Annotated in this window: 11 protein-coding genes; 4 read left to right on the top strand and 7 right to left on the bottom strand. The window is 67.4% G+C overall.

The window, feature by feature from the left end; all coding sequences use genetic code 11:
- The first annotated feature begins 56 nt into the window (after nt 1-56).
- Nucleotides 57-821, top strand: a complete 765-nt coding sequence (locus G3N61_RS13160; RefSeq protein WP_205822639.1) for an SDR family oxidoreductase — start codon at nt 57-59, stop codon at nt 819-821.
- 184 nt (nt 822-1005) lie between these two features.
- On the opposite strand, the gene G3N61_RS13155 is transcribed toward G3N61_RS13160, so the two are convergent.
- A complete protein-coding gene (locus G3N61_RS13155; protein ID WP_241017729.1) occupies nt 1006-1341 on the bottom strand; it encodes an H-NS histone family protein in 336 nt (111 codons plus the stop codon).
- A gap of 384 nt (nt 1342-1725) precedes the next feature.
- On the opposite strand from G3N61_RS13155, the gene G3N61_RS13150 reads away from it, so the two are divergent.
- Nucleotides 1726-2304, top strand: coding sequence for a TetR/AcrR family transcriptional regulator (locus tag G3N61_RS13150; protein WP_230624359.1), 579 nt, complete (start codon nt 1726-1728; stop codon nt 2302-2304).
- A gap of 183 nt (nt 2305-2487) precedes the next feature.
- Here the strand turns inward: G3N61_RS13150 and G3N61_RS13145 are convergent, their stop codons facing one another.
- Nucleotides 2488-3360, bottom strand: coding sequence for an NmrA family NAD(P)-binding protein (locus tag G3N61_RS13145; protein ID WP_205822636.1), 873 nt, complete (start codon nt 3358-3360; stop codon nt 2488-2490).
- 86 nt (nt 3361-3446) lie between these two features.
- Here G3N61_RS13145 and G3N61_RS13140 point away from each other — a divergent pair, with 86 nt between their 5' ends.
- Nucleotides 3447-4376 carry a LysR family transcriptional regulator gene (locus tag G3N61_RS13140; protein ID WP_241017728.1) on the top strand — a complete coding sequence of 310 codons (930 nt, stop codon included), beginning with the start codon at nt 3447-3449 and terminating at the stop codon, nt 4374-4376.
- A gap of 16 nt (nt 4377-4392) precedes the next feature.
- Here the strand turns inward: G3N61_RS13140 and G3N61_RS13135 are convergent, their stop codons facing one another.
- Nucleotides 4393-5286 (bottom strand): LysR family transcriptional regulator, encoded by an 894-nt coding sequence (locus G3N61_RS13135; protein WP_205822634.1) that lies wholly within the window; start codon nt 5284-5286, stop codon nt 4393-4395.
- Between the two features lie 158 nt (nt 5287-5444).
- Here G3N61_RS13135 and G3N61_RS13130 point away from each other — a divergent pair, with 158 nt between their 5' ends.
- Nucleotides 5445-6437: an alpha/beta hydrolase gene (locus G3N61_RS13130; RefSeq protein WP_346778569.1), complete on the top strand. Its 993-nt coding sequence runs from the start codon at nt 5445-5447 to the stop codon at nt 6435-6437.
- A gap of 165 nt (nt 6438-6602) precedes the next feature.
- Here G3N61_RS13130 and G3N61_RS13125 read toward each other — a convergent pair whose 3' ends face one another.
- Genes G3N61_RS13125 through G3N61_RS13110 form a run of 4 tightly spaced genes read right to left on the bottom strand, consistent with a single transcriptional unit; the run spans nt 6603 to nt 12360 of the window.
- Complete coding sequence (locus tag G3N61_RS13125; RefSeq protein WP_205822631.1) at nt 6603-9272, bottom strand: LuxR C-terminal-related transcriptional regulator; 2670 nt, start codon at nt 9270-9272, stop codon at nt 6603-6605.
- Nucleotides 9273-9320: 48 nt separating this feature from the next.
- Nucleotides 9321-9518, bottom strand: coding sequence for a hypothetical protein (locus G3N61_RS13120; protein WP_205822630.1), 198 nt, complete (start codon nt 9516-9518; stop codon nt 9321-9323).
- Complete coding sequence (locus G3N61_RS13115) at nt 9515-11512, bottom strand: acetoacetate--CoA ligase (protein ID WP_205822629.1); 1998 nt, start codon at nt 11510-11512, stop codon at nt 9515-9517. Before G3N61_RS13115 ends, G3N61_RS13120 begins: the two co-directional genes overlap by 4 nt.
- Nucleotides 11506-12360 carry a hypothetical protein gene (locus G3N61_RS13110; RefSeq protein WP_205822628.1) on the bottom strand — a complete coding sequence of 285 codons (855 nt, stop codon included), beginning with the start codon at nt 12358-12360 and terminating at the stop codon, nt 11506-11508. The genes G3N61_RS13115 and G3N61_RS13110 overlap by 7 nt, the downstream gene beginning before the upstream one ends.
- Nucleotides 12361-12465 lie beyond the last annotated feature (105 nt).

The following is a 12465-nucleotide window of genomic DNA, read 5'->3' as shown; positions in this document are numbered from 1 at the left end:
ACTGCCATCGTTCATCCGCAGCCTCACCCGTCACTCAACCCGCAGGAACTCAAGCCATGTCTGTCTCGAAGTCGCAAAAATTCGCAGCTGTCACGGGTGCCGGCTCCGGCATCGGTCGCGCAGCGGCCATCGCACTCGGCCAGGCGGGATTCACCGTCGCGCTGCTCGGGCGCAAGGAGGCGTCGTTGCGCGAAACGCAGGACGCGATCCAGGCCGCCGGCGGCGACGCGCAGGTGTTTCCTGCCGACGTCACCGACGAAGCATCGGTCGACCATGCGTTTGCGCAGATCGCGCAGCAGTTCGGCCGGCTGGACGTACTCTTCAACAATGCCGGCCGCAATGCGCCGCCGGTTTCCCTCGACGAATACGATTTCGATGTGTGGAACAGCGTCGTCGCGACGAACCTGACTGGCGTCTTTCTGTGCGCGCGGGCCGCATGGCGCCTGATGAAAGCGCAAACGCCGCAGGGCGGCCGGATCATCAACAACGGTTCGATCTCTGCGCATGCGCCGCGCCCCGATACGATCGCGTACACGGCCACCAAGCATGCGGTGACCGGGATCACCAAGTCGCTGGCGCTCGACGGCCGCCGCTACAACATCGCGTGCAGTCAGATCGACATCGGCAACGCGGCAACGTCGCTTACGGACCGGATGACGCAAGGCGTCCCGCAGGCCGACGGCAGCCTGGCGCCCGAGGCACGCATGGACGTCACGCATGTCGCGAACGCGATCGTCCAGATGGCGAACCTGCCGCTGGACACGAACATCCTGAACATGACGATCATGGCGACGGCCATGCCGTTCGTGGGACGCGGTTAAACGCACGCGGCACCCAATCCCGCTCGCACCGGGAGACATCACCCGCGTCACGACAGCGGACGATGTCTCCCGGAGACCGATGCACACCGGTGAAATCGCCTGAAAGCGCGACGCTGCACGTGGTGTCGACGCCGCCGGGCCAAACGCCGGCGAAGCCGCTATCGCCGCAGCCCGGCGCCCGCCTTCAACGGGCCCTGGTTTTCTTGCTGGTGGCCGGCGGCTTGACGATGACGAACTGACGGCGATCCTTGCCCCTGATCCAGAGCGGCGCATTGCCGCGCCCGCTCCACTCCTTCCCGCTCGCCGGATCGCGATAGCGCGCCGGCAGCACTTTCACGATGTACGAACCCCGGCTGCCATTGCGGCCGACCAGGTCGCGATGCTTGATCGCGTAGGTATCCATCAGCGAGTGAACCTCCGCGATCGCATCGACGCGTTCGCGTGCGCGTGCGCGCTCGATTTCCTCGTCCAGTTCGGCCAGCTCGACTACGAGCTGTGCATAGGTCTTGCTCGCGCTCATCTTCTGCTTCCTGCCCCGCATCCGCATGCTAACCGGCATGATTCGCATGACTAACTGACTGTTTCACGTCGCCCCGTGACGACGGCATTCACTCGATCGGCAAACGGCTCGCGTCGGCGCAACGAAGCACGCGACACGAGGGCAACGACACGCCGCCACACACCGGCACACACCGGCACACAGTGCGCGCCCGCGACGGCACGATCGCCCGCCCGAAACGATCCCCGCTCGGACATCCGGCGACACAATCGCGCCCTGCATTTCACATATCAAGTGATATTTGAAATGCAATCGTAATGGTATCTATCTTAAATATCAACTGATATCCTGCCTGCCATGAACATGGCCCCCCTTCCCCCGCGGCTGAGTCGCGAAGAAAGCCGCTTGCAGACCCGCGCCCATTTGCTCGCCGCGGCGAAGCGGCTGTTCGTCGACCGCGGGTTCGGCGCCACGTCGCTCAGGGATATCGCGGCCGAGGCCGGCTATACGCAGGGTGCGTTCTATTCAAACTTCGCGAGCAAGGAGGCGTTGTTCATCGAACTGATGCAGGAGCGCTCGAAGACGCAAGTGGCTGCGATCGCCCAGGCGCTGAGCGACCCATCCGCGTCCGGGGAGGACATCCTGAATGCGCTGGATGTCTGGTCGCGGACCGTCGATGCCGAGCCCGAGTGGTCGGTGCTGGGCGTCGAGTTCAAGCTTCTGGGGCGGCGCAACCCCGCTTTTGCCATCGCGTCGCAGGCGTTGCTGGACGCCCATCGCGATGGCCTCGCCTATTGCATCGAACAGATTTTCGCGCGGCTGAAGAAAGTGCCGCCCGAACCGCCGACCGTCCTCGCCATTGCGTTCATGGGGCTCTCGCAGGGCCTGTCGCTGCAGCAGTCGATCCTGTCCGAGGTGCCGATCGGGCACATGATCATGGTGTTCCTGCGCAGCCTGCTGGCCACGGCCGCGCCGGTGCGCTGACCGGAAAGGTCGCGCGCGACCCGGCAGCGACCGCCTCCGCGGCGGAGCCGGATCGCGCGTGACGCCATTCGACCCGTTGCGGCCGTTCGGCATACGCGATGACGCTCGTGTCCGGGCAGTGCCGCCGCGCCGTTCACGAACGCCGCGATGCCGCAACGACGCGCCGGCTGCGGACGGCCGGCGTCACGCGCGCAGGATCTCCTCGGCAACCTGTTCGAACGGCACGCGCCCGTGTCGAAGCTCGACCGTGTCGTCGCTCCCGAAGTCGATGTGACCGCTGTTCAGCCCGCGATTCAGTGCGATGAATCCATCGATTGCCGCGGTCGAAAACGGATTCATCGCGAGTACCCCGGCCCATGCGGACGGCTCGAGCGCCACCGGCCGCACCGGTCGATTCAGCGCACGCGCAAAGATCGCCGCGATGTCGCCGGGCGAATACGCCATCGGCCCTGCCAGGCCGATCTTCCGGATGCCCGCCCAGTCTTCACGCAAAAGATCCGCCGCGAGGCGGCCGATATCCTCGGTCGCGACCATCGGAATCGCGCGCTCGACCGGCACGAGCAGGCTCGGCAGAATACCTTGCGTGCGAACCGGATCGACGACGCGCGCCCAGTTCTCCATGAAATACGCCGCGCGCAGGAACACGACCGGCATGCCCAGTTCCGCCAGTCGTTGCTCGGCCGTGCGATTGGTCGCGATCACGCCGGTGCCGTCCGGCCGATCCGCGCCGACCGACGACAGCAGCACGAGTTTCGGCAAGCCCGCCGCGCGCACCGCGTCGGCGACGGCACGTGTCGTTACGTCCGCGTGTTCGAACAGGTTTTCCAGCGCATAGTTGGGCGGTTTGACCAGATACGCGCCGCGCGCGCCGGCGAAGGCACGCGTCAAGGCCGCGGCGTCGGCCAGATCCGCGACCGCCACTTCCGCGCCCTGCGCCGCCCAGCGCGCCGCCTTCGCGCGATCGCGCACGACCACGCGCACCGCGACGCCCGCATCGATCAGGGCCTGGGCCGCGACGGCTCCCGTGCGCCCGGTGACACCCGTAACAACGAACATGTGCTCTCCCGTCAGACGCTCCACCCGTTGGAGCGATGACTTCGATGATGTAGGCTGGCATCACATAACTCAAATGCATACCAGTCATGTCCAGCATGCACGAAGTGGATTTGCGCGCCGTCGATCTCAACCTGCTCAAGCTGCTCGACGCATTGCTCAAGGAGCGCAGCGTCACGCGGGCCGGCGCGCGGCTCGGCCTGACGCAGCCGGCGGCAAGCCGCGCGCTGGGCCGCCTGCGCACGCTGCTCGACGATCGCGTCGTCGTGCGCACGCCGAAGGGGCTGGAGTTCACGCCGCGCGCGGCGTCGCTCGCGTTGCGCGTGTCGCGCGTGCTGACGGAAGCGGCCAGCATCGTCGCGCCGGCCGTATTCGATCCGGCCACCGCGCGCGGACAGTTTTCGATCGCGAGCCTCGATCACATGGCGCTGACGCTGATCCCTGACGTGAATGCGCGGCTGGAGCAGCGCGCGCCCGGCATGGATCTCGACGTGCCGCCGTCACGCGGCAACAACGTCGAACTCGTGGTGGACGGCACGGCCGGTATCGCGCTCGGCGCGTTCGACGACGACACCCTGCCGGCCGGCATCTATCGTCGCAAGCTCTACGACGACAGCCTGGTCTGCCTCGTCCGCAACGGGCATCCGGCACTGTCCGCGCGGCTGACGCCGAAGCGTTTCGCGGCGCTGTCGCACGTGCTGGTGACGATCGGCGGCCGCGGTGGCGAGCAGGTCGACGCAGTTCTCGCGCAGCAAGGGCTGCAGCGGCGAATCGCGATGCGGTTGCCGCACTTTCTGGTGGCGCCGATGGTGGTCGCGAAAAGCGACATGACGCTGGTGCTGCCGCGCCGTCTCGCGCGGCACGTCGCGCAGTCGATGCCGGTCACGCCGGTGCCGCTGCCGGTCGAGGTGCCGCCGTTCGCGTTGACGATGATCTGGCACGAGCGCACGCACGACGATCCGGCGCACGGGTGGCTGCGCCGGCAGATTGCCGAGCTCGCGCAGGACATGGCGCCGTAGCGCGCGACCGCGATCGCTACCCGCGATAGCGCAGTGCGTCGACCACCAGCGAAAACGCGGGGGACGCATGACGGCGGCTCGGGTAGTAGAGGTAGTACGGCTCGTAGGTCTTGCGCCAGCCCGACAGCGCTTCGACCAGTTGCCCCGCGGCCAGCTGATCGGCGACGTACGCATGCGGCAGGTACGCCAGCCCGAGCCCGCTCAGTGCGGCATCGCGCGCCGACCCGATGCTGTTGCCGACCAGTTGACCATCGACCTTCACGCGCTGCTCCTTGCCCGCTTTCGCGAACACCCACGGGAAATATTCGCCGTGCGTCGGCAGGCGCAGGTTGATGCAGAGATGCTCGGTCAGGTCGCGCGGGTGTTTCGGCGCCGGCCGGCGCACGAAATACGCGGGCGCCCCGACGACCGACATCGGATGCGGCGCGCTGATCTGCACGGCGATCATGTCTTTGGCCACGAGCCCGCCGCGCCGCACGCCCGCGTCGTAGCGGCCGCTGACGATGTCGGTCAGACCGTAATCGATATTGAGTTCGACGCGTATGTCCGGGTACGCAGGCAGAAGTCGCGTCACGGCCGGCTGCAGAACATGCTGCACCGCATATTCGTCGGCATTGAGGCGGACCGTCCCGGCGGGCTTGTCGCGCAGGTGGGTAATTTCGTCGAGGCCCGCATCGATCTCGCCCATCGCCGGGCCGATCAGCTCCAGCAACCGGCTGCCCGCGGCGGTCAACGAGACGCTGCGCGTGGTGCGCGCGAACAGTTGCAGGCCCAGCCGCGTCTCGAGCGCACGGATGACCTGGCTGAGCGCCGACTGCGATACGCCCAGGCGCGCGGCCGCGCGCGTGAAGCTGCCTTCTTCGGCGACCAGCAGGAATGCCGTCAGGTCCTTGAGGTTGTTGCCGTGCATTCAGAAGCTCCGCTTATCACTGCATCAAAATTTTTCTGGATTATCACCGAGCCTGTCAAGGTCTAAAGTCCTCCTTGCCGCGAGCACCGACGGTACGCCCTCGTTGACGGCATGCCGGCGTTCGGCTCGCTCACCGGGAGACTGTTCCGGATCCACTCATCGCGCGCAGGGCCCGATCGTCGACACGACCGGCCACGCGCACACGACAGGACCTCACCATGAAAACCGTGACCTTCAAGAACCGCATGTGGGACGTGGCCGCCGATCTTCGCTTGCCGAAGGACTTCGATGAAACGAAGACCTACCCGGCCATCGTCTGTGCGCACCCGATCAGCAGCTGCAAGGAGCAGACGTCGGGCCGCATCTACGGCGAACAGCTCGCCGAGCAGGGGTTCATCACGCTGGCCTTCGACGCATCGACCCAGGGCGCGAGCGGCGGTGAGCCGCGCTTCAGCGAAGATCCCGCGCTGCGCGTGGAAGACTTCCGCTACGCGGTGGACTACCTGGTCACGCTCCCGTTTGTGGACGAGCAGCGCATCGGCGTGCTGGGCATTTGCGGCGGTGGCGGTTATGCGGTCAATGCCGCGATGACCGAGCGCCGGTTCAAGGCGGTGGCAACGGTGGTCGGCGCCAACTACGGCCGCCTCATGCGCGAAGGCGACATGACGCCCGACTCGGCGCTGAAGACGCTGGACGCGATCGCCAGCCAGCGCACGGCGGAAGCACGCGGCGCGGCCCCGCTGCTGACGACCTATATCCCGAACTCCCGTCAGGAATGCGAACAAGCGGGCCTGACCAATGTGGACATCGTCGAGGCGGTCGATTACTACAAGACGCCGCGCGGCCAGCAGCCCGGTTCGCCGAACCAGCTGCGTTTCGCGAGCCTCGCGCCGGCGGTCGGCTGGGATGCGTTCTTCCTCGCCGAGCATCTGCTGACGCAGCCGCTGCACATCGTCATCGGCGGCGGCGAGCCGGGCGTGTTCGGTTCGTACCGCGACGGCTTCGACCTGTACAACCGCGCGCGGTCGAGCGAGAAGACGCTGCAGATCGTGCCCGGCGCCACCCACTATGACCTGTACGACCAGCCTGCGCCGACCAGCCAGGCGCTGGAGCAGCTGGTGCCGTTTTTCCGGAAACACCTGGGGGCGTAACGCGACGGCTTCTACCAGCTGCGAGCCGGGCTGCCTGCCGGCCTTGCCCGGACGTGACGCGGTCGCCGGCCTCTTCCGCCGCACCATCCCGTGCCGCGATAGTCTGAGCTGACGTACTGAAGAGGACGGCAACGCAACCCGCGTTGCCGTCCTCTTCGCATTGCTTCACCGCAAGTCGAGTTGCGCCTTGAGAATCGCCTGCGCGCGATTCCTGACGTCCAGCTTCAGATACACGTTCTTCAGATGAAACTTCACGGTGTTTTCGGACAGGAACAGCTTCTCCGAAATCTCGCGATTCGATGCCCCGCTGCACAGCAACCGCAGGATTTCCTGTTCGCGCTGCGACAGTGCGCCGTACCACGCCGCCGTATGGAACCGTTGTTCGGATGCCTGCGCCGTATGCGGCATCTCCGCGTCGGGCGACTGGTCGAGTAACGCGGCCAGTTCGGCGCCTTCGTCGAGCAGCGCGCGTCGGCAGCCGCCGGCGTTCGCCGTTTCGCGTACGCCCTGCAGCGTTCGCAGCGCGAGCCGCGTATGCCCCTGCCGGTGCTGCACCAGCGCCTGCAGCACGTGCAGCTTGACCGACAGCAGCGGCCGCGCCGGCGTGATCGCCAGCGCGGCTTTCAGCAACTCGCCGGCCCGGTCGAGTTGCTGCCGGAACAGCGCGAGCCGGATACGGCCGAGCAGCCGCCCGCTCAGCATCTCGGTGATGGGAATCCATACGGGATCCGATGGCGACGCGTCGTCCGTCACGTGCTGCAGCAGCGCATCGACACGCGCCGCATCGCCGCTGCGCCCGGCAAAGTAAAGCCGCTCCCACGCGATCATCTGGCGCACGCCCGACCACTGGCTCTGAAAACTCAGGCGCTCGAGCGTGTCGAGCGTGTCGCGCGCCTGGATCATCCGGCCTCGTGCTGCGTGGATGCGCGCGATCGAGACCATCGACAGCGCGATGAATTCCGGCACCGCCGCCAGCGCGATCTCGTCCTCGAACTGGGTCGCCAGCCGTTCCCCGATGTCGAGCGCATCGGCTTCATAGCACGCCCAGATCCGCGAGGCCGCCAACGCTACGGCCGCCATCCCGCGATTCACGTAGGGCCACGGCCGCGAGCCCGACGTCGCGCGCGGCGCTTCGGTCGCGAGCCTCGGTTGCCCGCTGGTGACCTGCAGGATGCAGCGCAGCGCGAGTGTGTATCCCTGGCTGAACGCTGCCTGCGCATGATCGTTGTGGCTGTTCGCCAGCACGAGCATGTGGTGGATGTCCTCCTCGTTCCACGTCGCCATCGCGCTGAACGTCAGCAGGTTCGCGGCGGCGCCCAGTTCGAACGCCTCGAAGATGTCGCGCGCCGGCTGATGCAGCACGGGGATGTTCGCGAGACGCGCGGCGCCGCGCAGATCGTCGTTGAACATCGTCGCCATCGCCAGCACGACGTCCGGATTGTGCACGGTGCCGTCATGTTCGCCCGCTCGCGTCTGGTCCAGGTACGACAGCAACGGATGCGTCGGGCTCCCGCGACGCAGGAACACGAGCGCCCATGCCACCTTGATCGCGAGACTGCGGTTGCCGAGCACTTCGTTCAGCGGAAGCCGGTCGAACCAGTACACCACCGTGGCCAGCTCCGCGCCCGCGATCAGCCGCGATGCCCATTCGTCGAGCGTGCGCACCGCAAGCGCGTACTCGCGCGCCTCGACCGCGTGATACATCGCCTCCTCGGGCACGCCGTGGCGCACGTACCAGTGCGCCGCGCGCCGGTGCACGTCGAGCACGCCATCGGGATCGTCCTGGGCGAGGCGGTCGGACAGGAAGCGCGCAAACAGGCTGTGATATCTGTACCAGCCCGGATTGCCATCGAGCGCCTCCAGAAACAGGCCGTCCTGCTCCAGCCGCTGCAGCATGGCGTCCGCGTGATGTGCGCCGGTCGCCTCCGCGCACAGCGATCCGTTCAGGCGCCGCAGCAACGAGGTTTTCAGCAGGAACACCTGCACATCCGGCGGCTGCAGCGACAGCGTGTTTTCCGACAGGTAGCGCACCAGCTCCAGCGGCCCGCAATCGCGCATCTCGTCGACCGTATGCCAGGGATTGCCGCGCGCAAGCGCAAGCTTGAACAGCTGCAACCCCGCCGGCCAGCCCTCGGTGCGCGCCTGCACGAACGACGCGATATCCGCGTCGAGCACCCCGTCGTCCCGGGCGGTCATGAATTCCACCGATTCCTCGGGCGAGAAACGCAGGTCCTCCATCCGCAGCACCAGCGCCTCCTCGGCGACGAGCAGCGTGCTCACGCCGATGTCCGGCAAATTGCGCGACCCGATATAGATCCGGCAGCGGCCTGGCAGCGCGCGCAACAGGTCGCGCAGGAAACGCAGGATCGCCGGATCGCGGATCCACTGGAGATCGTCGATGCACAAGCCGATCGGCCCGGGAATCTGCCCGAATCGATCGAGCACCCAGTCGATCATGTTGTCGGTCGTCGCCGGCGACTGCTCGGGCGCGGGGCCGCCCGCGTCCGCCACCATCTGCGTGACCAGCGCGATGAAGTACGTTTCGAAGCGGCGCGGATCGTTGTCGTTCTCGTCGAGCGTCAGCCAACCGACCGTCCAGCGCTTCGCGGTGCCGATCTCCATGATCTGCCGAAGCAGCGTGGACTTGCCGCTGCCGAGCGGCGCGTGCAGGATCACGACGTGCGGCACGCCGAGCCGCGTCACGCGTTCGAGCAACGCGTGACGCACGATCGCGCCGCGTCGCGCGGCAGGCGGGGAAAACTTGTGCTCGCGCAGATCCACGCCGTCATGACGCACACTGCGCGGGATCGCATTTCGGGAAACGGTCACGATCATCCGGGTGAAGGGTCGGGTCGATCATCCTGCCGCATTCGCGCGGCAGCTTCAAGCCATGGCATCGCCGTCCGGCACCGCACGCGCGTCCGGCAGCGGCGGCGTCCATCCGCCCACCCGGGAAAACGCGGAGAACGCTGCAAACGGATTACAGCAGTAAGGCCGCAGGCATGCCGCCGGTTCATGGGCTGCGGGGTCGTCATCGGCTGTCGCGGCGGCCGCTTCGGGAAGCGAGGCAGTCGCGATCATCGCGGCACTTCGGCGGCAAACGCGACGTACGCATCGAGCGCGGCCGGATTGGCCATCGCGTCACGGCTCGCCGCCTGCTCGACCGGACGCCCCATCAGGATCTTGCGCACCGGCACCTCCATTTTCTTGCCCGTCAGCGTGTACGGTATCTGGTCCATCGCGACCATCGTGTCCGGCACGTGGCGCGGGCTGCACAGCGTGCGCAACCGTTCGGCGATGCGCGCACGCAGCGCTTCATCGAGCGTCTCGCCTTGGCGCAGCCGCACGAACAGCGGCATGAAGAAACGGCCGCCCGGCAGCTCGCAACACACGACCAGGCTGTCGGCCACCTCGTCGATCTCCTCGACGACGCGATAGATCTCCGCCGAGCCGATTCGCACGCCGTATCGATTCAGCGTCGAATCCGCGCGCCCGTAGATGTAGCAGCCACCGTCGCGCGTCAGCCGCATGAAATCGCCGTGCCGCCATACGCCGGGGAAGGTTTCGAAGTACGACTCGCGATACCGCGTGCCGCCGTCGTCGTTCCAGAAGAAGATCGGCATCGACGGGGCCGGCTGGGTCACGACGAGTTCACCCACTTCGTCGACGACCGGCTGCCCGTCGTCGTTCCACACGTCGACCGCCATGCCGAGCATGCGCGCCTGGATCTCGCCCGCGTGGACCGGCAGCGAGGGCACCGCGCCCACCAGCCCGCTGCACAGCTCGGTGCCGCCCGATTGCGACGTGACCCACAGGTCCGGTTTCACGTTGCGGTAGAACCACGCGAACGTCTCGGGCGTGCTCGGCGCGCCGGACAGCAGCACGCTCCTGAGTGCCGACAGGTCGAACTGCCGCCCCGGCTCGATGCCCGATTTTTCCATCATCTGCACGAAGGTCGGACTGCCGCCGAAGCAGGTGGCGCCGGCGTCGGCCGCGAGCCGCCACAGACACTCGGGGCCGCCGTGCATCGGGCTGCCGTCGTAGAGCACGGCGGATGCGCCGGTCAGCAGCGCGGCGACCAGCAGATTCCACATCATCCAGCCGGTCGTGCTGTAGAAAAACATCACGTCGCCCGGGTGCAGATCCATATGCAGGTGCATCAGCTTCAGGTGCTCAGCCAGGATGCCGGCATGACCATGCACGATTGCCTTCGGCAAACCCGTGGTGCCCGACGAGAACACGATCCACAACGGGTGATCGGCGCCGACCCGCTCGAAGCGGAACGTATCGGCCGGCACGTCGGGGCCAGCGAGCAACGCGTCCCACGCGTGCACCGCGCACGGCAGCGACGCCGCGTCGTCCGGCATCGCGTCCGCCACGTTCGGCAGCCAGACGAGCGTCTGCAGCGACGGCAACGCCTGCGCGATCTCGGCGACCTCGCGCCGGCGATCGAAGACCTTGCCGCCGAAGTGGTAGCCGTCGGCGGCGATCAGCACCTTCGGCGCGATCTGCTGAAAGCGGTCGACGACGGTGCGCACGCCGAAGTCGATCGCGGCCGACGACCATATCGCGCCGATGGCGGTCGTCGCGAGCATCGCGATCGCGCACTCGGGCACGTTCGGCAGATACGCGACGACGCGATCGCCCGGCGCCACGCCGAGCTCGCGCAGGCGGGTCGCAAAGCGCCGCACCTGGCTCGCGAGATCGGCAAGCGACATCGTCTGCAACGGTCGCGTTTCCGACGCGTAATGGAAGGCCGGGGCCGCACCCGCATGCGCGGCGTTCTGCAGCACATGCTCCGCGTAGTTCACGCGCGCATCCGGAAACCAGCGCGTATGCGGCATCGGTGCGCCATCCGTCACGCGTCGCGCCGAGCCGTCGTACCGCACGCCGTACCATTGCCAGATCGACGACCAGAACGCGTCCGGCTCGCGTACCGACCAGCGCCACAGTGCGTCGTAGTCCGCACAGACCAGATCGCGATCGGTCGCGAGCCAGTCGAGATAGCGCGCAAGATGGGAGCCGCGGACGAATGTCTCGTCGGGCGTCCACAGCAGTTCGCCTTCGTTCACCATGTCAATCGCCTTTCATGTAAGAGCGCGAGCCGTTCGAGAACGGTCTCCGGATGCGCCGCAGCGGGAATGTCGGCCACGTCGAACGCCTTGGGTTCCGGCGCCGGCAGGCCGCCGTCCTGCCAGAACGCGTCCGGCACGACGATACCGGCCGCGCCGTGCCCGCATCGCGCCGGCGCGATCGTAAAATCCGGCCCCTGGCCGTCGGCAAGCGTCACGGCCGCCGGCCATTGCATTCCCCAGTCCCAGCCGTAATGCGTCGCGACGTTCGCGACGGGTTGATAGAGTTCGAGCCACAGCGCGGTTTCGTCGGCCGCCCACGTACGCGACTCGCGCAGCAGCACCGCGTCGACGCCCGCCGTCGCGAATACCCTCAGGAAATCCGCGATGCTCGACGCCGCCGCATCGGCGGCGTCCTCGTCGACCTCGCCGCCCGACGAACCGCCTGCCGACGCAAGCGCCAGCGCCGCCCAGTCGCGTGGAGACGGTAGCACGAGCGCAAAGATCGCATCGGGCAACGCCGCGCGCAACGCGCCCGCCAGCGCGGCCGCATGCTCGCGCAGCGGCGTGCTCGCGAGACACGCCTTCAGCGGCAGATGCGCGCGCTTCGTGTTCGCGGCCATCGCATCCGTCAATGCCGCGTCGCGCGCCAACCATGCCGCGGCAAGATCCGCCAGCGGCAGCGTGAGCACGTCCGATCCGAGCAAGCCGTGCGCCTGACGCGCCCACGCGACGCACGCGGCACTGTCGAGCCACGGCGCGCTGCCGCCCGCGAGCAACGGCACGCTGTAGCGATCGTGATTCAGCCAGAGCGGCCGGCGTACCCGAGCGGGTTCGATGAGTCGAGACATGATGCCTTCCAGTTCAGCATGAGGCCGGGCGGCCGTCGATCACGCGACCGCCGCCCGTCCTGCAGGGAAAAACGTTCGGCGCGGCGGCTCTCGCCCGCCGCGCCT

The sequence above is a fragment of the Burkholderia sp. Ac-20349 genome (genome assembly GCF_017104865.1).
Classification (GTDB): Bacteria; Pseudomonadota; Gammaproteobacteria; order Burkholderiales; family Burkholderiaceae; genus Burkholderia; species Burkholderia aenigmatica.
The sequence above is the reverse complement of the archived record's forward strand: the minus strand, read 5'-3'. Positions and strand labels throughout refer to the sequence as shown.